Annotated in this window: 15 protein-coding genes, 1 tRNA gene and 2 pseudogenes; 15 read left to right on the forward strand and 3 right to left on the reverse strand. The window is 69.3% G+C overall.

Annotated elements, in window-relative coordinates; genetic code table 11:
* Positions 1-32 precede the first annotated feature (32 nt).
* Entirely contained in the window at positions 33-1,160 is a 1,128-nt protein-coding gene (locus AC1RSJ_RS05865) for an epoxide hydrolase family protein (RefSeq protein ID WP_493117406.1), read from the reverse strand.
* Between the two features lie 291 nt (positions 1,161-1,451).
* Between AC1RSJ_RS05865 and AC1RSJ_RS05870 the strand changes: the two genes are divergently transcribed.
* The 9 genes from AC1RSJ_RS05870 (at position 1,452) to AC1RSJ_RS05910 (ending at position 13,737) form a co-directional block, all read left to right on the forward strand.
* Complete coding sequence (locus AC1RSJ_RS05870; protein WP_493117407.1) at positions 1,452-3,242, forward strand: alkaline phosphatase family protein; 1,791 nt, start codon at positions 1,452-1,454, stop codon at positions 3,240-3,242.
* A 42-nt stretch (positions 3,243-3,284) separates the two neighbouring features.
* The gene (locus AC1RSJ_RS05875; protein ID WP_493117408.1) at positions 3,285-4,397 is read left to right on the forward strand and encodes a glycerate kinase; all 1,113 of its coding nucleotides are present in this window, start codon (positions 3,285-3,287) and stop codon (positions 4,395-4,397) included.
* A 93-nt stretch (positions 4,398-4,490) separates the two neighbouring features.
* Positions 4,491-5,963, forward strand: coding sequence for an MATE family efflux transporter (locus tag AC1RSJ_RS05880; RefSeq protein WP_493117409.1), 1,473 nt, complete (start codon positions 4,491-4,493; stop codon positions 5,961-5,963).
* Between the two features lie 69 nt (positions 5,964-6,032).
* Complete coding sequence (locus AC1RSJ_RS05885) at positions 6,033-7,223, forward strand: FAD-dependent monooxygenase (RefSeq protein ID WP_493117410.1); 1,191 nt, start codon at positions 6,033-6,035, stop codon at positions 7,221-7,223.
* A gap of 137 nt (positions 7,224-7,360) precedes the next feature.
* On the forward strand, positions 7,361-7,873 hold the full coding sequence (locus AC1RSJ_RS05890) for a YciE/YciF ferroxidase family protein (protein ID WP_493117411.1): 513 nt from the start codon (positions 7,361-7,363) through the stop codon (positions 7,871-7,873).
* Positions 7,874-8,196: 323 nt separating this feature from the next.
* Entirely contained in the window at positions 8,197-8,811 is a 615-nt protein-coding gene (locus tag AC1RSJ_RS05895) for a hypothetical protein (protein WP_493117412.1), read from the forward strand.
* 189 nt (positions 8,812-9,000) lie between these two features.
* Entirely contained in the window at positions 9,001-9,777 is a 777-nt protein-coding gene (locus AC1RSJ_RS05900; protein ID WP_493117413.1) for a DUF6602 domain-containing protein, read from the forward strand.
* Between the two features lie 27 nt (positions 9,778-9,804).
* Entirely contained in the window at positions 9,805-11,061 is a 1,257-nt protein-coding gene (locus AC1RSJ_RS05905; protein WP_493117414.1) for a HamA C-terminal domain-containing protein, read from the forward strand.
* Complete coding sequence (locus AC1RSJ_RS05910) at positions 11,062-13,737, forward strand: DEAD/DEAH box helicase (protein ID WP_493117415.1); 2,676 nt, start codon at positions 11,062-11,064, stop codon at positions 13,735-13,737. It begins immediately after the preceding gene.
* Positions 13,738-14,137: 400 nt separating this feature from the next.
* Here AC1RSJ_RS05910 and AC1RSJ_RS05915 read toward each other — a convergent pair.
* A pseudogene (locus AC1RSJ_RS05915) lies at positions 14,138-14,320 on the reverse strand (IS3 family transposase); the annotation flags it as partial.
* Between AC1RSJ_RS05915 and AC1RSJ_RS05920 the strand changes: the two are divergent.
* A pseudogene (locus AC1RSJ_RS05920) lies at positions 14,311-14,673 on the forward strand (tyrosine-type recombinase/integrase); the annotation flags it as partial. The pseudogenes AC1RSJ_RS05915 and AC1RSJ_RS05920 sit on opposite strands and share 10 nt — an antisense overlap.
* A 100-nt stretch (positions 14,674-14,773) precedes the next feature.
* On the opposite strand, the gene AC1RSJ_RS05925 reads toward AC1RSJ_RS05920, so the two are convergent.
* A tRNA-Ser gene (locus AC1RSJ_RS05925) sits at positions 14,774-14,863 on the reverse strand.
* A 306-nt stretch (positions 14,864-15,169) separates the two neighbouring features.
* On the opposite strand from AC1RSJ_RS05925, the gene AC1RSJ_RS05930 reads away from it, so the two are divergent.
* The 5 genes from AC1RSJ_RS05930 (at position 15,170) to AC1RSJ_RS05950 (ending at position 21,020) form a co-directional block, all read left to right on the forward strand.
* Positions 15,170-16,861, forward strand: coding sequence for an HAD family acid phosphatase (locus AC1RSJ_RS05930; protein ID WP_493117416.1), 1,692 nt, complete (start codon positions 15,170-15,172; stop codon positions 16,859-16,861).
* 250 nt (positions 16,862-17,111) lie between these two features.
* A complete protein-coding gene (locus AC1RSJ_RS05935) occupies positions 17,112-18,368 on the forward strand; it encodes an efflux RND transporter periplasmic adaptor subunit (protein WP_493117417.1) in 1,257 nt (418 codons plus the stop codon).
* Entirely contained in the window at positions 18,365-19,138 is a 774-nt protein-coding gene (locus AC1RSJ_RS05940; RefSeq protein ID WP_493117418.1) for an ABC transporter ATP-binding protein, read from the forward strand. Before AC1RSJ_RS05935 ends, AC1RSJ_RS05940 begins: the two co-directional genes overlap by 4 nt.
* Positions 19,135-20,352 carry an ABC transporter permease gene (locus AC1RSJ_RS05945; RefSeq protein ID WP_493117419.1) on the forward strand — a complete coding sequence of 406 codons (1,218 nt, stop codon included), beginning with the start codon at positions 19,135-19,137 and terminating at the stop codon, positions 20,350-20,352. The genes AC1RSJ_RS05940 and AC1RSJ_RS05945 overlap by 4 nt, the downstream gene beginning before the upstream one ends.
* Before the next feature lie 206 nt (positions 20,353-20,558).
* Positions 20,559-21,020, forward strand: coding sequence for a hypothetical protein (locus AC1RSJ_RS05950; RefSeq protein WP_493117420.1), 462 nt, complete (start codon positions 20,559-20,561; stop codon positions 21,018-21,020).
* Positions 21,021-21,240 lie beyond the last annotated feature (220 nt).

The following is a 21,240-nucleotide window of genomic DNA, read 5'->3' on the forward strand; positions in this document are numbered from 1 at the left end:
ACTCAGGAACCTGTGGGACCGGAACTCGTCGCTCAGTCCACCTCCCGCAAGAGGGCGTCGAGCTCGTCGGCGATGAGCCGGGGCTCCTCGAAGGCGAGGAAGTGCCCGCCGCTCGGCGCCGCCGAGTACCGCCGGATGTCGGTCGCGGCGCGTTCCGCGATGGAGCGCGGGAACAGCGGCATGTTCCACTCGCGGCTCTGGGTCACCGCCACCGGGACGGTGATCGTGGGCCGCTTCCCGCCCAGCACCGCGTCGAGGTCCTGCTGGAACGAGGTGCCGATCGAGCCCGTCGCCCAGAACAGCGTCAGGATCGTGCAGAGGTCGTCCCGGCTGAACCGCGACTCGAGGTCGCCGCCGCAGTCGCTCCACGCCCAGAGCTTGTCGATGACGAAGGCCGCGAGCCCGGCCGGCGAGTCCGTGACGGCCGTGGCCAGCGCGTCGGGGCGCCCGGCGAGGATGGCGCCGTACCCGCCGTCCTGCTCGTCGCGCGCGTCCTCCGAGTCGAGCCAGAGCTGCTCCTCGGGGGTGGGCGGCGTCGTCCACTCCGAGGGGAAGGGACCGTGGATGACGTGGAGGCCGGCCACCGCCTCCGGGTGGAGCGCCGCGGCCCAGCCGCACGCCGATCCGCCGATGTCGCCCCCGAACGCGACGTAGCGCTCGTAGCCGAGCGTCTCGGTCATGAGGCGGTGGAACGACTCGCCGATCGCGCGACGGGTCATCGGCACGTCGAGCAGCTCCGACCAGAGGTAGCCGGGCAGCGACGGGATCACGATGTCGACGTCGAGCAGGTCCGCGAGCGGGAGCAGCTCGACGAAGGTGCTCGGCCAGCCGTGGGTCAGGAGGACCGGAGGCCGCGTCGAGTCACGTCGGAGGTGCACGAAGTGGGCGCCGCCCTCGCGGAACTGCGGGTAGGCGTTGAGCCGGGCCTCGGCGGCTCTCCAGTCGAATCCGTCGGCCCAGTACGCGACGAGCTCGCGCAGGTAGTCGGGGTCGACGCCGGCCTCCCAGCCGGGCGCCGTCGGGTGCGGGAAGCGAGGATCGGTGCGCACGGCGAGCAGCTCGGGTGAGACACGGCTCCGGGCGGCGAACCGCGTGCGCCGGAGGCGGTCGCGGAGGTCGTCGAGCGCGTCGTCGGCGACGTGGATGGTGAAACGGGACATGGAAGGACTCCTTGCGAGAGGGTGACGCTGCGTCGCGTGCCGGCGGTGCGGCACGGGGGCTGCGATCAGCGGGCGGACCGCTGCCGCGCGACGGCGGACGCGGCAGTGCGCCGGTGGGCCGTGGCGGAGCTCCGGCACCCGGGAGCGGGCGCGGCGGAACTCAGCACGCCGGCGCGGAGCGCGTCCCGGCGTGCCGGAGCGGGATCACGGCCGTGCGAGGGAGGTCACGCGTCCATCGTGCGCCCGATGCTGGTCCGCGTCCACCCCCGCCGGAAGCGCTACTCTCCCGGCATGGCGGACGACCTCCCCGGTGCCGGCTCGGGTGCGGGCTCAGACCACGGCGCGAGCGAGGTCGCCGAGGACGGCGGCACCCGCTCCCGCCGCCGCTTCCTCCGCGCCACCGGGATCGGCGCGGCGGGCGTGGCGGCCGGTGCCCTCGCCGCCGTCGCGACCGGCCGCGCGCTCGGCTCCGGACCCGGCGATGACCCGGATGTCACCTACGGCTTCACCCCGCTGCCCGCGCGCGCCGAGCCGGGCTTCGATCACCTGGTCGTGCTCATGTTCGAGAACCGCAGCTTCGACCACATCCTCGGCCGGCTGTACACCGCCGACACGGTGCCGCCGGGGCAGCACTACGAGGGTCTCCAGTCCGGCGATCACGCCAACACCGCCCCCGACGGCACGGTCGTCCCGGCGCACGCCTACACGGGCACGACCGACTGGATCATGAGCCAGCCCGACCCGGACCCGGGCGAGTTCTACCCGCACGTCAACACCCAGCTCTTCGACCTGGTCGAGCCGGCGACGAACGCCGACCTCCGCGCGCACCAGCTGTCGGAGCCGTGGAACGCGCCGGAGGCCGAGGCGGCGCCGTCGATGTCGGGCTTCGTGCGCGACTACGTCACGAGCTTCCAGCTGGAGCGCGGCCGCGAGCCGACGCCCGAAGAGTACGCCGTGGTGATGGGCGGCTTCGCCCCGGAGATGCTGCCGGTCGTCTCGACGATCGCGCAGGGCTTCGGCGTCTACGACCACTGGCACGCGTCGGTGCCGTCGCAGACGTTCTGCAACCGCTCGTTCTTCCACGCGAGCACGTCGCACGGCTTCGTCACCAACGCGCACGACGGCGGACAGGCCAAGTGGCTCACCGCGCCCGCCGTGCCCACCATCTTCAACCGGCTCTCGGATGCCGGGAAGACCTGGCGCGTCTACTACGACGCCGACCAGGTCGTCTCGTTGACCGGGATGCTGCACGCACCGTCGATCGAGAAGTACTGGCTGACGAACTTCCGCAGCATGGCGCAGTTCCACCACGACGCGAAGACCGGCAACCTGCCCGACTACGCGTTCATCGAGCCGCGGATGGTGTTCGACCACAACGACATGCACCCGCCGGTGAGCCGGCCGAAGACGGTCGACGTGCCAGGCGAGGCACCGTACGACAGCGCCGTCTCGGACATGCGCGCCGGCGAGGCGCTGCTCGCGGAGGTCTACACCTCGATCCGAGGCGCCGCGAGCACGAGCGGATCGAACGCGATGAACACGGCGCTGCTCGTCACCTTCGACGAGCACGGCGGCATCTACGACCACGTGCCGCCGCCCTCGGCCGAGCATCCGGACGAGCAGGCCGAGCCCGGGGAGATGGGCTTCCGGTTCGACCGGCTCGGCGTGCGCGTGCCCGCCATCGTCGTTTCGGCCTACACGGATGCCGGCTCGGTGATCAACGAGGAGATGCAGCACACCTCGCTCATCAAGACGCTCTGCGAGCTGCACGGGCTCGCGCCGCTGACCCGTCGTGATCGCAGCGCGCCGAGCCTGCGGAACGCGGTGACGCGGAGGATCCCGCGCCAGCCCGCCCTCTGGCCGGATGTGCACCGGCCGTATGTGCCGACCAACCCGGAGTCCGGCAAGCCGCATCCGGCGACGGATGTCGACCGCGACCGCCCGCTCACCGCGCCGGCGCTCGGGCTGATCAGCCTCCTGCTGGCGAAGTACGAGCCGTCCGCGCCGACGCCGACCACCTACGGCGACGCGTACGACGTGCTGCACAGGCACGGCGACGGGCTGTTCGGCACGCGCGACTGACGGCGTCGCCGCGGGACAGCGGGACTGCGGCAGACTTCCGGCGTGAGCACCATCGTCGTGGCACCGGACGGGTTCAAGGGCTCGATCAGCGCCGCCGCTGCGGCCGAGGCGATCGCGTCCGGCTGGTCCGCGGGTCGCCCGGGCGACCGCATCGTCCTCCTGCCGATGGCGGACGGCGGCGAGGGCACCCTCGACGCGATCGCCGCGGCGAGCCCGAGATCCGCCCGGATGGCGCTGACGGTCCGCGGCCCGGCCGGAGCGCCCGTCGACGCGGTGTGGCTCCGCGTCGAGCACGACGGCACCGCGACGGCGGTGGTCGAGCTCGCGTCGGCGAGCGGCATCGAGCACCTGTTCGCCGGCGACGGACTCCGCCCGCTCGATGCGGACACGACCGGCGTCGGCGAGCTCATCGCGGACGCGGTGCATCAGGGCGTGGACGAGGTGGTCGTGACGCTCGGCAGCAGCGCGTCGACCGACGGCGGGGTCGGGCTCCTCCGGGCGCTCGGTGCGCGGTTCCTCGACGGCGCCGGTCACGACGTCGCGCCTGGCGCGCGCGGACTCGCGGGCATCCGGTCGGTCGAGCTGTCCGGGCTCGTACCGCTGCCGCCGGGCGGGGTCGTCGCGATGGTCGACGTCGACAATCCGCTCACCGGCACCGATGGCGCGGCCGCCGTCTTCGGACCCCAGAAGGGCCTGACCGGGGACGCGATCCTCGCCGCGGATGCCGCCCTCGCCGCGCTCGCCGCCCTCCTCGGCATCGACCCCGGCACGCCCGGACTCGGCGCGGCCGGCGGCACGCCGCTCGCCCTCACCGCCTGGGGCGCGACCACGCGCGGCGGCGCGGAGACCGTCGCCGAGCTCGTCGGGCTCGATGCCGCGATCGCCGACGCCGACCTCGTCATCACCGGCGAGGGGTCGTTCGACGAGCAGAGCCTGCGCGGCAAGACGCCGATCGCCGTGCTCGCCGCCGCGACGCGGCTCGGCGTGCCGACGGCGATCATCGCCGGGCGGATCGCGGCGGACGCGCGGGCCGCGGGCTTCGTCGACGCCGTCTCGCTCACCGAGCTCGCCGGCCACAGCGGTCCCGCGATGTCGCGCGCGGCGCACTGGCTCTCCGCGGCCGCCGAGCAGCTGGCCGACCGGTTCGCCGGCTGAAACCGGTCCGGTGCGCCCGGCGGCGCGGGCCACCCCCGTGACACGGCATGATTGGTGTCGACCTGAATCGTTGCAACTCGGAGCCGCTCGCCGTTGGCCACCTCGCTCACCGCCGGAACACCCTGGCGCGTCATCGCCGTCTTCTCACTCCCGCTGCTCATCGGCAACGTGGTGCAGCAGCTGTACCAGGTCGCGGATGCCGCGGTCGTCGGCCGCACGCTCGGCGTCGATGCGCTCGCAGCCGTCGGCGCCACCGGCAGCCTGATGTTCCTCGTGATCGGCTCGGCGTGGGGCCTCGGCAACGGGTTCGCGATCCCGACCGCGCACGCGTTCGGCGCGGGGGATCACGCCGGAGTCCGTCGCTCGTTCGCGACCGGTATCCTGCTCGTCGCCGTGGCGAGCGTGCTCGTCACGGTCGGCGGTCCGCTGCTCGTCGAGCCGGCGCTCATCGCGCTCCAGACACCACCCGAGCTGCTGGCACCGGCCACCGCGTTCGCGCAGGTCAGCCTGCTGGGCGGCAGCGCGCTGCTCTACTTCAACTACCTGGCCGCGGTCATCCGGGCCATCGGCGACTCGCGCACGCCGCTCGTGTTCCTGACGATCTCGTGCCTGATCAACGTGGTGCTCGTCATCGTCATGGTGGTCGGGCTCGGGTTCGGCATCGCCGGCGCGGCGCTCGCCACCGTCGTCGCCCAGGCGCTCTCCGCCGCGCTGTGCGTCATCCACATCGCCAGGCGCGTGCCCGTGCTGCACGTGCACCGCCCCGACTGGCGCATCACCCGCCACGACGTGGCCCGCCACCTCCGGCTCGGCATCCCGATGGGCTTCCAGATGTCGATCATCGCCATCAGCACCCTCGCCGTGCAGGTGCGCCTCAACGAGATCGGCGCGGATGCCGTGGCCGCCGCCACGACGGCGGCCCGCGTCGACGGGCTCGCGATCGCGCTCCTGCAGTCGCTCGGACTCGCAGCCTCCATGTACGTGGCGCAGAACCTCGGCGCGCGCAAGCTCGACCGCATCCGCCAGGGCGTCCGGCAGGCGCTCGTGCTCGCGGTCATCGCGTCGATCGTGCTCGGCGGCGTGGTCATCGCGATCGGACGCCCGCTGCTCGGCTTCTTCGTCGAGGGCGCCGACGACGTCGTCGACCTGGCGATGATCATGCTCATCGTCAGCGCCGCGTTCTACCTCGTGCTCAGCGTGCTGTTCGTGCTCCGCGGCGCCATCCAGGGACTCGGGCTGTCCGGCATCCCGACGATCACCGGGGTGGTCGAGCTCGTCATGCGCTTCACCGCCGCGCTGCTGCTCGGCGCGCTGTTCGGCTTCGTCGGCGTCGCGTGGAACGCGCCCCTGGCCTGGATCGGCGCGGTCGTCATCCTCATCCCGGCCTGGGTGCACGCGGTGCGCCGCCTGCCGGAGATCGCGGCCCGCGCCGGCCTCGAGCCGGTCGATCTGCCGACGGTCACCGCCCCGATCTCGATCATCGCCCCGACCACGGCGACGATCGACATCATCCCGACCCACGACCACGAGGACGAGCGGACCGGGCCCATCTCGACCGTGCGGTGAGCCCCCCGCATCCGGATGTCACCGGTCCGGGAGCAGAATGTCGTCGATCACGAGACGAGCGGAGGCGACATGGACGGCGTCCGAATCCTGGTGTCCGGAGCGAGCATCGCCGGACCGGCGCTCGCGCACTGGCTGCGCCGACGTGGCGCCGTGGTGACCGTCGTGGAGCAGGCGGCGGGCCTGCGCCCGGGCGGGCAGGCGGTCGACGCCCGCGGCGTGGCGAGGGAGGTCATCCGCCGGATGGGCCTCGACGACGCCGTGCGCGCCGTCCTCACCGACACGGCGGGCGCGTACACGGTCGATGCGGACGGTGGCGTGCTCGAGACGTTCCGCGCCGAGGACGACGGCGGCGACGGCTACATCTCCGAGATCGAGGTGCTGCGCGGCGACCTCTCCCAGGTGCTCTTCGACGACACCCGCGACGAGGTCGAGTACGTGTTCGGCGACCGGATCGCGGAGCTGACGCAGGATGCGGAGGGCGTCGACGTCGCGCTCGCGTCCGGCGGCCGACGGCGCTTCGACCTCGTGATCGGCGCCGACGGCCTGCACTCCGCGCTGCGCGGCATGGTGTTCGGACCCCGCGAGCGCTTCGTGCGCCACCTCGGCCTCGTGCTCGCGTTCTACACGGTGCCGAACGAGTTCGGGCTCGACCGGTGGCTGCTCGACTACCAGCACGAGGGCCGCTCGGCGGGCCTGCGTCCCATCCGCGACGCCTCGCGCGCGATCGCGATGCTGTCGTTCCCCACACCGGACTTCGCGATCGACCACCGCGACATCCCCGCCCAGAAGCGGCTGCTGCGCGAGCAGATGGCCGGGTTCGGCTGGGAGACGCCGCGCATCCTCGCCCACCTCGACGACGCGCCCGACTTCTACCTCGACCAGGTCGCGCAGGTCGTGCTCGAGCGCTGGTCGCGCGGACGCGTGGGCCTGATCGGCGATGCCGCGTACTGCGCCTCGCCGATGTCCGGCGCGGGCACCGGACTGGCGCTGGTCGGCGCGTACCTGCTGGCCGGCGAGCTCGCCGCCGCCGACTGGGATCCGGAGGTCGGCTTCGCCGGCTACCAGGCGCGCATGCAGGACTACGTCGACGCGAACCGGGAGATCGGCCGCATGCACGTGGAGATGCTCACCGCTCCGGCGCCGGATCCCTCCGAGCCCGCACCCGAGCCGGACATGGAGGCCTTCGGCGCGCTGATCGAGCGCGCGGTCGGCGGCCCGGAGCTGCCGGACTACGCGGGTCTGCCCGACCTCGCGGGCTGAGACCGCCGCAGTGCGCCTGGTCGTTGCCCGAGGATGACGGGCGTCCGGCCGGATCGTCAGGGTCCGGCGCGCATGCTGGGCCGAGTCCGGGTGGCGGTGCTCTGGTGCCGCCGAACCGCCCGGCACGGAGGCAGTCCATGTTCGAGCACTTCACCACCCCCGAAGAGATCTTCAGCTTCAAGCTGGGATCCGCACTGACCGGTGAGCGCGACAACCTCGCGCTGCTCGAGTCCCTCTCGGCGACGACCCAGCGCCCCGAGTTGAAGCAGCTGTTCGACGACCACGCGGCCGAGACCCGTCATCAGATCGAGAACATCGAGAGCGCGTTCGCGCTGCTCGGCGAGGCCGTGAACGACGCCCCGTCGCCGACCACGAAGGGCCTCGCGAAGGAGGGCGCGGCGACGATCAAGAAGACCGACCCGTCGATCGTCGACGCCGTCCTGCTCTCCGGCGGCCTCGAGGCCGAGCACTACGAGATCGCCGTCTACCAGGTGCTCGTCACGAACGCGAAGGCGCGCGGCGCCCATGACGTGGCGGCACTGCTCCAGGAGAACCTGGACCAGGAGCTGGCGGCTGCGGCGCGCATCGCGGAGGTCGCCGAGAAGATCTCCAACGAGGGCATCGCCTACCCGGCAGGTGCCGCCGCCTGATCGCCGTCGCCGCCGTCGGTCATCCGACGGAGCGGTCGAAACGGAAGCCCCGGAATCGTGATGACTCCGGGGCTTCTCGTGGCGGTACCGGTGGGATTTGAATCAGGAGCGCCGCTGCGCGGGGCGGCCGAGCGGAACGGAACGTCAACAACTGCGGCTCAGCGAGATCACTTCGAAACGACTGGACTCGCGCCAGTTGTTGCCGAAGCGTTGCCACGGCTCGCTCGAGTCCCGGCGACTCTGAGGATCGTCGGTTCGGACGTGGGTACCCACGTGACGAAGACCGACGGGTGCGGCCATGAGTGCCGGCCTACGATCGGCGCATGAACGTCGACTGGACACCGCTGATGCAGGTTATTGCGGCGGTCTTCACAGCGCTTGCGACGACGGTCGTGGTCGAGATGCTGGCCAAACCCCGCCTAGATGCACGCAAAGAGCGCATTGTTCGCGACCGCCGTCAGATCGACGAGGTCATCTTCGGTTTTCAGCGACTCGGCATGCAGTTCGGCTTGATCGTGACGGACGGGCCCGAGGGGTCGCTACAGCACGAGGTACGACAGCGACAGATCGCAAAGCTGAAGCCGCTCGCCCAAGAGCTGCTCGACGCGTTTGCTCGCCTCTCACCTCGATACGCGGACAGGCACGCCGAGCACATCGGCTGGACTTCCCGCTTCCTTGGATTCGTCGTCGCTCGAGGTGAGGTCGCGGAGGGCGGCTTCCCGGTGAGTGATGACAATCTCGCGAAGCTCGCCGATGACCTCCACGAGTTTGACGTCTATTTCCGCGTCTGGGTTGAGGTGCGCGACAGTCAGGAGCCGCTCATCAAGCGGCTTTTCTGGAGAGCCTTCAACGCGAAGAAGTACCGTGAACAAGCACAGCGCGTTAGCGCTCGCTACAGCGGGCTGGGCGCGCGGGATTCAACGGAGTCGGGCGGCTGAGCCCTGAGGGCGAGATCGGCGCGGCGGATGGCCTTGCTGACATCGTCCATGAACCGCCGCTCGCCGGTCGGATGGCGGAGATTAACGTAGCGGCGCCGTGACGGGCCACTCCGTACATCCGGATCGGCTCACCGTCGGTATGCGCGCGTCTCCCGCCTTCGCCGGGCCGGACGCGCCACTCTAAATGCCATGGCCACAGCTCAAGAGCGTCTCGGCGGCTCGTTCACCGCGCAGACCGCGCGGCTTCAGCACCGATTGGCCGAAGCCCGCTCGGCATTCGAGCACCACGGAAATCGGGGCGACGCCGTCGAGCGGGAGTGGCGGACGTTCCTGGGCGCCCACCTCCCGAGCCGGTTCCGGGTAGGTCACGGGGAGGTCATGGACTCCAACGGGCGCGGCGGCGGACAGCTCGACGTCATCATCTCCAACGACGACCAACCCCTGAACTACCCTGCAGAGGAACCCGGCCTATACCTCGCCGAGGGGGTCGCCGCGGTCGCCGAAGTCAAGAGCACTCTTCGGACCGCCGACCTGGATTCGATCTTCGCCAAGGGCAGAAAGCTCCGAGAGATCCATCGACCGCTGCTGGCCTCCGACATGACGACGGTGCCGGACGAAGACCGGTACCGGTTCGTCGAGTCGGTGCCGTACTTCGCGGTTGCAGTCGACTCGGACATCGCCGACGACACCATCCTCACCAGGCTCCAGGAACAGTCGGATGTCGAGGCGCCGTCGGGCGAGATGCTGCCGGTCCTCGACGCGCTGTTCGTCCTCGATCGTCCCGCGTTCATCCACGTCGGCCACGGGATGGGACGGCTCGGCATTGTCGGCGAGAACAGCACGGTGAGAGAGGACTGGGTGCGCCTCGACGGCCGTCAACCACTCGCGTCACTCTTCCTGTGGCTGAACATGATCATTCCCGCGGTGAGCCGCGACATCCCTGTGGCTGGCCGTTACCCGTTCTGAGGCTCGCCCACCCGCATCAGTGGAGCCGTGCAGGTGGAAGGCCCCTTGTGCCCGCCCCAGGTCATTCCGCAGCAGTTCGTCGAGGAGGCGAGGATCAACCCGGCGGCGAACTGGAAAACGCCCAGCGGCGCACAATGCGCACCATCTCGCACCCGCCAACGCAACAGCGCAGCATGGATGCCGGCATACATGAGTATCGTTCGTCGCGTCGCGCGTGGAACCGCCCCGCCGCCTGTCATTCTGGGCGTCCCTGCCCTGCCCGGCCCCGAACGGAGACGAATGCCGGACGCATCTAAGCCCGTCCTGCCGCTGTCGCTCGACGAGTCGATTCGCGACGAGTTCAACGCGCTCTTCTACGTGCCGACGTCCGTCGCGTTGCAGAAGAAGTCCAACCTCTATCTCCACGTATTACGCGTGATCAACGGCGACTTCAACCTGGCCGGGCTCTACGATGCGCTCCAGAACAACAGCGTGCCCTACGTGCTGTCACGACAGAAGTATCAGCAGGCAAAGAAGAACCCCGCCCACATGGGCACGATCGTCGCGAAGGTTCAGAAGCAGTTCCGCGCGCCGGATCCGAAGGCCGGCGAGGGCGGAGAGGTCATCCTCTACTCCCTGCTTGAGGGGCATCTCGGCGCACCCAAGATCCTGTCGAAGATGGAGCTCAAGACTGATCCAGAGCACTACGTCCACGGTTCGGACGGCGTGCACCTGCTTCACATCGGCGAGAACTCGTTCCAGCTGATTTTCGGTGAGTCGAAGATGTACGGTGACGCCGGGAAGCCGGGTCAGAGCGCCAAGCGCGGGATCAAGGCGGCCTTCAAGTCGATCGCCGACGTGCTGCAGGAGGGCTTCGAGTTCGACACCTGGCTGGTCGAATCTGAGTTGCTCAAGGAAGAGCTGGACGGCGAGGCGCTGTCGGTCCTGTCTGCCATTCTGCTGCCGGCCACAAGGGGTGGCGACGATGCGATCAGGAAGCACAACGCCTTCGGGATCTTCGTCGGGTACGAGGTCGATGTCTCGGACATGAAGCCTTCGGATATGGAGCTCGACGAGATCGAGGCCGAGCTCCGCAAGCGAGCGACGGATGCTATTGAAGGCGAGCACGAACTGATCAAGCAGGAAATCAACGACCGGAACCTGGGTGGCTATCCGATCCATGTGTACGCCGTGCCATTCGTCAAGCGTGGCTCGGGTGATGACGACCCCGGCATTGAAAAGGTGCGCATGGATCTGGCGGCGCTGCTCAGCAACAAGCCCAGCAAGAAGAAGGAAAAGAAGTAGATGGGGCGCATCGCGGCCGATGCGCTCGGCGACATCATCATCGCGCGCAACGACTACCAGTCAGACCTGGAGACGCTGCAGCTTGCGGTCTCCGAGGCCTTCCTCACCGGCAGCACCACGGCCGAGGTCGACGACGAGCTCGTCAAGCGGATGCTCCGCTACGCCGACATCCTTTCCCACTCGACAGTTCCGGAGTACCGCGAGGCCGCCTATAGCATTCTGGCGCTGGTGCGGGAGGTGGAAGACCTGATTGGCCTGGACGACGGCCTCAGACAGCGTGCCAATGCGGTAACGGAAGCGGCCCTCATCGAGCTCGGCAACTTTCCCGGGCTCCGGACGCTCACCGCTGGTTCGGATCTGCCGTTCCCGCTCCCCGTCTCGCGCGGGATTTTGCGCGCGGCCAAGGAGGTCGTGCAAGCGACCAAGCACGGGGACGCGACCCTGACCGACACGCAGTTCGAGATCGCCGAGCGACTACGGGGGCAGGACTACTTCAGCTTCTCCGGCCCCACCTCGCTTGGGAAGTCCTTCATCCTGAAGGGCGTCATTTACGACATCGTGCGCAGCTCGGAACTCGACCAGCACTGCGTCGTCGTGCTCGTGCCGACGAAGGCGCTAATCGGTCAGACCGCCGCGGACCTTCGCGACCTACTGCGCGATGTGCCCGAGGTCAACGTTGGGACCTTCCCGTCGCTCCCGCTCTTTCTGCGCAAGACCTACCCCCGCACGATCTTCGTGCTGACCCCCGAGCGGCTTCTTCGCTACCTGTCCAATCCGGAGCGGGACATTGACTACTTGATCGTCGACGAGGCGCAGAAGGTCATCGCCAAGAACGACGCCCGCTCGTCGATCTACTACCACGCCATCGTCGAGACGACCCGGCGGTTCGCGACCAAGCTCATCTTCGCGTCCCCAAGCATCGAGAACCCCGAGCTATTCTTGGAACTCTTCGGCAAGGCGAAGAACGGCGCGCTGGCGGTGAAGGAGCGCACCGTCGCGCAGCAGCGCTACTTCGTGGACCTCGTCGACCGCCAGCAGTCTTATCTGTCGGGCGAAAGCGAACAGATCACGAACCTCGAGTCGCCACCGACGGCGAAGAATCTCGTCGAGCTAGTCACTTCGTTGAGCCGCCGCCGGCAGTCCATCGTCTACATCAACAGCTCCGCCAAGTCAGCAGAGTTCGCGCTCGAATTGGCCGCTACCCTCCCCCTCGTTGAGGATCCGGAGATCGACGCCCTCATCAAGTTCGTCAAGGAGCACGTCCACAGGGCCTACTATCTCGTAACCACGCTCGCGCATGGCGTCGCGTTTCATCACGGCAAGATGCCGCAGGAAGTGCGGGAGAAGATCGAGGCTTGCTTCTCAGAGCGCGGATCGAGGCTGCAGTACGTCGTCTGCACGTCAACCCTCCTCGAGGGCGTGAACATGCCGGCGAAGAACATCTTCGTGCTCAATGACACGCACGGATCGGCCGGTTTCGGGAAGATCGATTTCGAGAATCTCGTCGGCCGGGCGGGCCGACTGACCTACGACTTTTCGGGCAACGTCATATGCGTGCGGCACGAGGACAACATCTGGACGGAGACCAAGCGGGAGCTCATCCCACGCGGACGGCCGATCGTCGCGCGGAGCTTCCTCGTCGATCCGGGGCGCACCCGAAAAGACTTCACCGACATCAGCGCGGTGCTCAAGAACGGCACCATTCCAGGTAGCCCCTCAGAAACGGCCAAGCGGGCGATCGAGCAGTACTCCGCGATCCTGCTTCTGCACGTCCTCGGCAATCAACAAACGCCGCTTCGCTCGTTCTTCCTCGAGAAGGTGAAAGACGGCGCCAAGGTCCTCGAGCGGGCCGTCGAGCGATTCGCAGGCTCCGAAGACGTGCTGCGCGCGACTCCCGGTATTCAGCCCAAGTACCAGTCCCGAGTGTGGGAATCGCTGACCGACGGCAGCGCAGCGGCGCTCGTTCCGTCAGACACTGACACTGACGCGCTCGACTACGACCTCTTCCTGAGCGTGCTACAACGCCTCGGTGGGCTCTACAACTGGATCGCCGAGGAATCGCTCGGCAAGGAGCCGTTGGTCCCGAAGCAGGAGCCCGGTTACAGCGATCGCCTGAAGTACTGGGCGGTGCTGATGGAGTACTGGGTCGACGGTGAGCCCCTGGTCCTCGTGATCAGCAAGGTCATCCGTTATCACGTCCGGCAGGGCTTCATTCGGTATCAGGATTTCACGCAGTCCCCGTATCCGATCCGGGAGAGCTTCGACGGCCGAGACTCGCGGCAGATCAACCGGGTCATCGAACAGACCCTGCGCGATCTCGAGACCGGCCTGCGCTTCAAGATCATCAGCTACCTCGAGAACTACTACGACCTGTCGGTGCAGGTGCTCGGCCGCGCCGCCGCCGGCTTCAATGTGGCAAAGCTTGTCGAGTACGGGTCAAGCGATCCGCGAATGATCAACCTGCAAGAGATCGGCTTCTCGCGTTCCGTAGCGCTAGAGCTGCTGGCAAAGCATCTGGACCACCTGAGCTTCAACGACGAACACGAGCTCGACGCCGTCGACGTCAGTGCCCTGCTCCGAATACCGCAGCTCGATAATGACGTTCGCGAGGAGGTCGAGAGCATCCTTCGTAAGACTCCAGCGCGAGAGATTACGCTCAACCTCCTCGTCGACTGACGCTCGCGCTACCTCGACTGGGCACAACGCGTCGCGGGTTCAACGCTTCGAGTACATCGGGGCTCCTCTTCGTGTCGGACCATCAGGCACCGAGCAGAGCGAAGACGAGGGGATTTGAACCCGGATCGTCGCGCCTCAGCGGTGGCCGAGGGCCTCGAGAACCCTGATTTCCCGGGCCTCTTCGATCACGTGGAGCACGCTTGATCTCCCTCGGTTGTGGGCACGATGTGGGCACGGCATAGAGCTAGCCCTCCAAACACGTAGGTCTGGACGGCGTGAGGCGCCATCGCTGCCAGATTCAGAGTGTGCTTACCTCAGATCTGACGACGGGGCATTCCGAAGCCCGCAAGACCGGAGCTAGGTCCAAGGGGACTGCTGAAGGTTTCGGTGACTCTTCTTGTTAGGCCGCGGATGCGGCTGGTGTGGTCATGATGGCTTCGTATTCGATCGGGGTCAATCGGCCGAGTGCTCGTTGCCGTCGGCGGCGGTGGTAGACGGCTTCGATCCAGGTCACGATCGCGAGGCGGAGCTCGAGCCGGGTGGTCCAGGTGCGGGTGTTGAGGATGTTCTTCTGCAGCAGGGCGACCACAAGACCTCCTATTCGGCGACGGCCTGACACACGTCAAGCTGCCCCACTCGCAACGCGGATGGTTCGCTTCGGCAGTTCGTCAGTTGCAGATTGAGGACCCGGACTTCCCACGCCTCACGGTGCATGACCTGCGGCACACGGCTGCGAGCCTGGCGGTGTCGAGCGGAGCGAATGTGAAGGCCGTGCAGCGAATGCTGGGGCACGCCTCCGCTGCAATGACCCTCGACGTATACGCCGACCTCTTCGACGACGATTTGGATGCAGTCGGATCGGCGCTGGACGTCGCGCGGAACGTCGCGCGGAACGTCGCGCTGCGCGCCTCCCGCAAACCCGATCTGGATCACTAGGAACCGCTCCGATCACGTCGGACGTTGCCAAGGTGTTGCCGATCGGGCCACAGCACGATGGCGAAAGCCCCGGAATCGCGATGATTCCGGGGCTTCAGCTTGGCGGTACCGGTGGGATTTGAACCCACGGATGGCTTGCACCATCACATGTTTTCGAGACATGCTCCTTCGGCCGCTCGGACACGGTACCGCCGAAGAGTCTAGCCCAGGCCGCGCGGGGGTCCGTCCACCCCGTTCGCGGGCGGGGTCGGGCGGGGTCTCGTGGCTCAGGGTCGGTGAAGCGCGGCTTCGAGACGGCGCTGGCGCGCCTCCTCAGCCATCGGCGTTGTGGCGGGGCTTCGACAGGCTCAGCCATCCGGGTTGGTGCTCAGCCATCCGGGTTGGTGCTCAGCCATCCGAAGCCCGTCCGGTCTTCCCCCCGAACGGGGGCCAGGTTTAGTGTGCACTCGGTAACGATCCCTCGCCGCATCCTTCCCCGAACGAAAGCCGGTCACCCATGCCGTCTCGTCCCGTCAGCCCTGCTCGTGCGACACGGCGGCTCGCCGCCGTCGCCGCCACCACGGCGCTCGTCGCCGGATCCCTTCTGATCGGCGGCGCCGCCTCGGCGCACGGCGGCTGGGGCGGCGGCGGGCATCCCGGATCGCCGGGGCACGGATCCGGCAGCGGCGCCGGCGACGCGCTCCTCACCCCTCGCACGGCCTTCACGATGGCCCCGGACGGATCGAGCGGGTCGACGCAGGGCGGCGAGGGCATCCCGAACATCGACTCCGTGAAGAAGACCATCGCGACCTACTACGGCGACCCGGGCACCGGCATCGCGAACAAGACCACCTCGCCCTACATCACCGAGATGGACGGCATCACCGCCGACCTCACGGCGAAGCTGCCGGCGCTGTACGCCGCCTCGGCCGCGACCGGCAAGACGCCCGCCATCGTCCTCGACACCGACGACACGATGCTCATGACCTACGACCAGGAGGTCGGGGAGATGAAGTTCGTGTTCGACCCGGCCGAGAACAACGCCGACGTGCTGAACGAGGTGTTCCCGGCGACACCCGGGATGGTCGCCTTCGAGCACGCCGCCATCGACGCCGGATTCCAGGTGTTCGGCATCACCGGACGCAGCGACGCCCAGAAGGCGGCCTCGATCGAGAACGTGACGAAGGCCGGCTATGCGGGCTTCACGGCCGAGAACTACTTCACGAAGTGGGCGACGGGCGCGCAGCCGGACTACATCGCCTGCGCCACCGCGAGCTGCACCACGGTCGAGTACAAGGCCCTGACGCGCAAGCACCTCGAGGACACCGGCTACGACATCGCGCTCAACGTCGGCGACCAGTGGAGCGACCTGCAGGGCGGGTTCGCCGACAGCACGCAGAAGCTGCCGAACCCGACCTACTACCTGCCCTCGGCCGACCTCCCCGGCGTCAGCGAGCCGCAGCTCGCGCCGCGCACGCAGTTCACGATGAAGCCGGACGGCACCAGCGGATCCACCCAGGGCGGCGAGGGCATCCCGAACATCGACTCCGTGAAGAAGACCATCGCGACCTACTACGGCGATTCCGGCACCGGCATCGCGAACAAGGTCAGCTCCCCCTACATCAGCGAGATGTCGCGGATCACGCGGTCCGTCATCCCGAAGCTCGCCCTGCAGTGCGCGATCGCGAAGTTCAAGCACCAGAAGCCCGCCATCGTGCTGGATGCGGACGACACCACGCTCTGGACCTACGACATGGAGGTCGCGGACATGCACTTCGTGTTCGACCCGGCGGAGCAGGACGTCTGGGTGCAGGAGCAGCGCTTCCCGGCGACCCCCTCGATGGTGACCACCGCCACGCTGCTGCAGCGGTCCGGATGCACCCTGATCGGGCTGACCGGACGCAACGACGACCAGAAGGCCGCCACCGTCGCCAACCTCCAGAAGGTCGGCTACACCGGCCTCACCGCCGACCACTACTTCACGAAGTGGACCGGCGTCGGCGCCTCGCAGCAGCCGTCGTACATCACCTGCGCGGCCGCGAAGTGCACGACGGTCGAGTACAAGTCGGGCACGCGCGCGTACCTCGAGACGAAGGCCGGCGGGAAGTACTCGATCGTCGGGAATTTCGGCGACCAGTACAGCGACCTGCTCGGCGGCCACGGCGGCACGACGGTGAAGCTGCCCAACCCGACGTACTACCTGCCGTAGGTCCTTCTCCGGATCCCTGAGCCTGTCGGAGGGCGGCTTCGACAGGCTCAGCCATCCGAGGGCCGTTGCCCGAGGAGGCCGCCCGCGGCCGTCTCGACGACTCCTGTCTGCCGGCGTGAGGCTTCGAGACGGCGCTGGCGCGCCTCCTCGGCCATCCGGTGCGCATCCATAGGGAACGCATAGCGCGCTCCGGGCATCCGCCGGGCAGCCCGATGCGTCCGCCATATCCGCCGTCCCTAGCGTGCCCAGCATGCGTGCAAGACGGACCGCCCTCATCAACACGGGCCTCATCGTGGTCATCGCGGCCGCCCTCATCGGGGGCGGCCTCTGGCTGTGGCAGCCATGGCGGACGACGGCCGCGAGCGCCGCCTCGGGAACCCGGCTGACCACCACCGTGAAGCAGGGCGCCGTCTCCTCGACGATCAGCGCGAGCGGCTCGGTCGCGGCCGTGCGGGAGGTCGCGCAGAGCTTCGCGGTGTCCGGCACGCTCGCCTCCGTCGACGTCGCGGTCGGCCAGACCGTCACGGCCGGCCAGCAGCTCGGCACCCTCGACACGACCGACCTCTCCGCGGCCGTCAGCGACGCGAGCACCGCCTACACCCGCGCGAAGCAGAACCTGGCCGCGGCGGAGGCCGAGCCGAACGCGCAGGTCTCCTCCGTGAACAACGCGGAGGACTCGGTGAGCCAGGCCGCCGAGACGCTCGCCTCCGCCCGCGCCGACCTCGCCTCCGCGACCCTGACCTCCTCGATCGCCGGCCTCGTCATCGCCGTCGACGGCGAGGTGGGCGGCAGCACCGGATCCGGCTCGTCGTCGTCCTCGAGCGGATCATCCGCCACCGGATCGACCGGCGGCACCGGCGCGAGCAGCACGACCTCCAGCGCGTCCGGATCGTCGTTCGCCACGATCGCCGACACCTCCTCGTACACGGTGAGCGCGAGCATCGCCGAGGCCGACATCGCGAAGGTCACCGTCGGCCAGGCCGCGACCGTCTCCTTCCCGGCGCTGGGCGACGACGTCACCGCGACCGCGACGGTCAGCGCGATCTCGCCGACCGCGACCTCGTCGAACTCGGTCGTCACCTACGCGACCACGATCACGCTCACCTCGGTGCCGGAGGGGATGCGGCTCGGTCAGACCGCCGACGTCTCCATCACCACCGAGGCGAGCGCGGAGGACGCCCTCTACGTGCCCGCCGCGGCGATCACGACGGCGGACGGCCAGTCCACCGTCACCGTCATCGACACCGCGACCGAGAAGGAGACGGTCACCGACGTGACGACCGGCGTGGTCGGCGACGACGGCACCGAGATCACGAAGGGCCTGAAATCGGGCGAGACGATCCTGCTCGGCATCGCCTCCGCATCGACGTCGACGACGGGCACGACCGGCACCGGGACCACCGGCCGCAACGGCAACGGCACCGGCACCGGCACGGGCGGCTTCGGCGGCACCGGAGGCACGGGCGGCGGCTTCCCGGGCGGCGGCGCACCCGGGGGCAACGGATGACCGCCCCCGTCCTCGAGCTGCGCGCCGTGCACCAGAGCTACGGCGCCGGCGACGCGGTGGTCCACGCGCTCCGCGGCATCGACCTCCGGGTCCACGCGGGCGAGTACCTCGCGATCATGGGACCCTCCGGCTCCGGCAAGTCGACGCTGATGAACCTGCTCGGCTGCCTCGACATCCCGACCAGCGGGCAGTACCTGCTCGACGGCGAGGATGTCGGCGAGCTCGACGAGCGCGCCCTCGCCCGGGTGCGCAACCGGCGGATCGGCTTCGTGTTCCAGTCGTTCAACCTGGTGCCGCGGATGTCGGCGATCGCGAACGTCGAGCTGCCGCTGATCTACGGCCGGGTCGCCCGCGCCGAGCGCCGCCGCCGCGCGACCGAGGCGCTCGACGCCGTCGGACTCTCCGACCGCGCCGACCACCGGCCCCAGCAGCTCTCCGGCGGCCAGCAGCAGCGCGTCGCCGTCGCCCGCGCGCTCGTCACCGACCCGACGATCGTGCTGGCCGACGAGCCCACCGGCAACCTCGACAGCGCCGCGACCGACGACGTGCTCACCCTGTTCGACGGGCTCGCCCACCAGGGCCGCACGATCGTGGTCATCACCCACGAGCAGCCGGTCGGCGACCGGGCCGATCGCGTCGTCACCCTGCGCGACGGCGTCATCACGACCGACACCGGATCCCGCTCGGGCCGGGCGCCGGCCGCGGTGCTCGCGGGCTCCGGCGCGCACGCGGGCCCGGCCGCCGCGCTCCCGACAGGGACCGGCGCATGAGCCCGCTCGAGCTGATCCGCTCGGCCGTGCTCGGCCTGACCGCGAACAAGCTCCGCAGCATCCTGACCATGCTGGGCGTGATGATCGGCGTCGCCGCCGTCATCCTGCTGCTCGCCGTCGGCAACGGGTCGTCGCAGCAGATCCAGAGCGCCATCGCCGACCTCGGCACCAAGACCATCACCGTCCGCGCCTCGGGCGGCGCCGGCTTCGGCGGCTCGACGACGGGGACGAGCTCGCAGAAGCAGCTCACCCTCGCCGTGGCCGACAAGCTCGCCGATGCCGGCCTGGGGCATGTCGCGGAGGTCGTGCCCCAGGTCTCCACCTCGCTCACCGTCTCCACGGCGAGCGCCAGCGAGGACTCCGCCTCGGTGATCGGCACCTCGCCGGGCTACTTCACCGCGACGACCGCCTCCGTCGGATCCGGCTCCGCCTTCACCGCGGACGACGTCGCCGCCGCCGCGAAGGTCGCGGTGATCGGATCGACGCTCGCGAGCGAGCTGTTCCCGACCGGCAGCGCCCTCGGGCAGACGATCGACGTCGACGGCACGCCCTTCACCGTGGTCGGCGTGCTCGCGACCCAGACGTCGACCGGGTTCGACGACCCGAACTCCGTGGTCATCGCCCCGATCAGCCGCGTGCAGCGCAGCTACACCGGCTTCGGCGCGATCAGCACGCTCACGGTCGAGGCCACGAGCTCCGACGACGTGCAGGCCGCGATGGACGAGACGCAGATCATGCTCGACCAGTACCTCGGCGTCGGCGCGGACGACACCGCCCCGTACTCGATCACCGACGCGTCGTCGCTGCTCGCGACCCGGGCCGCCAGCGCGGAGAGCTTCACCGTGCTGCTCGGCGCGGTGGCCGCGATCTCGCTGCTCGTCGGCGGCATCGGCGTCACCAACGTCATGCTCGTGACCGTCACGGAGCGCACCCGCGAGATCGGCATCCGCAAGGCGCTCGGCGCGTCACGTCGTGCGATCCTCGGCCAGTTCCTCGTCGAGGCGGCCGCGCTCACGCTGCTCGGCGGACTGGCGGGCGTCATCGCGGCGCTCATCGGCTCGCGGTTCGAGATCAACGGCACCCAGCCCGTCGTCCTCGACTGGTCCATCCCGCTCGCGCTCGGCGTCTCCGTCGCGATCGGCGTCTTCTTCGGCGTGTACCCGGCCGCCCGCGCGGCCGCGATGCGCCCAATCCAGGCGCTCCGCGCCATCTGACGGAGGCATCCCGCCTCCGCCTTCCACCTCCGCACCCCGAGAAGGACCGCATCATGACCGATACCCCCAGCACCCCGTCCCCGTCCGACGACGAGGCGCACTCCCCACGCACGGCTGAGCCCGCCCCTCGGATGGCTGAGCCCGCACCTCGGATGGCTGAGCCTGTCGAAGCCCCGAAGCCCAGAGCGCGACGCTGGCTCACCCCCGTGCTCGCCCTGGTGGCCGCGCTCGTCGTCGGCGGGATCGCCGGCGTCGTCATCGGGCAGTCGACCGCGTCGTCAGCGCAGACCCGTACCGGATTCGCGCAGGGCCAGGGCGGACCCGGCGGCGAGGGCTTCCCGGGCGGCACCGGCACCGGCACCGGCGGCACCGGCACGGCCGGCGGCGCGGGCGGGTTCACGTCCGGCACCATCACGAAGGTCGACGGCGACACGATCACCATCGAGACGCAGGACGGCTCGACCGTGACCATCACGACCGACGGCGACACCACGGTGACGAAGGCCGAGGAGGGATCCGTCTCCGACCTGGCGAAGGGCGACGAGATCACGGTGCGCGGCTCCGGCAGCGGCGACTCGCTCGACGCCGACTCGATCACCGAGGGCTCGCTCGGCTTCGGCGGTCGCGGCGGCGCCCCGTCCGGCACGGGAGCCGACTCCGGCAGCTGAGCCGGCAACCGGACCGGTGACCGACCGTCTGCGGCGGCGGGCCGGGCGCGGTCGCGCGCTCCGCAGGTCCACCGACCGGTCGACCCACCCGATCCGCCCTCGGCTCCGAACACCTTCTTGAGGAACCATCTGCAGGACCGGGGGATCAGGCGGAGGCGCTCTCTCCGACACGCCGTGTGCGGCGTCCACCGCGCGGAATGTCGGAGAGAGCGCCTCCGCC

The organism is Schumannella sp. GW821-FHT10F01 (assembly GCF_058809295.1).

Bases quoted from the DNA above. Each gene is read 5' to 3' on its own strand.
- AC1RSJ_RS05900 (WP_493117413.1), top strand. From the start codon at position 9,001: ATGGCCACAGCTCAAGAGCGTCTCGGCGGCTCGTTCACCGCGCAGACC.
- AC1RSJ_RS05890 (WP_493117411.1), top strand. From the start codon at position 7,361: ATGTTCGAGCACTTCACCACCCCCGAAGAGATCTTCAGCTTCAAGCTG.
- AC1RSJ_RS05885 (WP_493117410.1), top strand. From the start codon at position 6,033: ATGGACGGCGTCCGAATCCTGGTGTCCGGAGCGAGCATCGCCGGACCG.
- AC1RSJ_RS05870 (WP_493117407.1), top strand. From the start codon at position 1,452: ATGGCGGACGACCTCCCCGGTGCCGGCTCGGGTGCGGGCTCAGACCAC.
- AC1RSJ_RS05865 (WP_493117406.1), bottom strand. From the start codon at position 1,160: ATGTCCCGTTTCACCATCCACGTCGCCGACGACGCGCTCGACGACCTC.
- AC1RSJ_RS05910 (WP_493117415.1), top strand. From the start codon at position 11,062: ATGGGGCGCATCGCGGCCGATGCGCTCGGCGACATCATCATCGCGCGC.
- AC1RSJ_RS05935 (WP_493117417.1), top strand. From the start codon at position 17,112: ATGCGTGCAAGACGGACCGCCCTCATCAACACGGGCCTCATCGTGGTC.
- AC1RSJ_RS05945 (WP_493117419.1), top strand. From the start codon at position 19,135: ATGAGCCCGCTCGAGCTGATCCGCTCGGCCGTGCTCGGCCTGACCGCG.
- AC1RSJ_RS05940 (WP_493117418.1), top strand. From the start codon at position 18,365: ATGACCGCCCCCGTCCTCGAGCTGCGCGCCGTGCACCAGAGCTACGGC.
- AC1RSJ_RS05895 (WP_493117412.1), top strand. From the start codon at position 8,197: ATGAACGTCGACTGGACACCGCTGATGCAGGTTATTGCGGCGGTCTTC.
- AC1RSJ_RS05930 (WP_493117416.1), top strand. From the start codon at position 15,170: ATGCCGTCTCGTCCCGTCAGCCCTGCTCGTGCGACACGGCGGCTCGCC.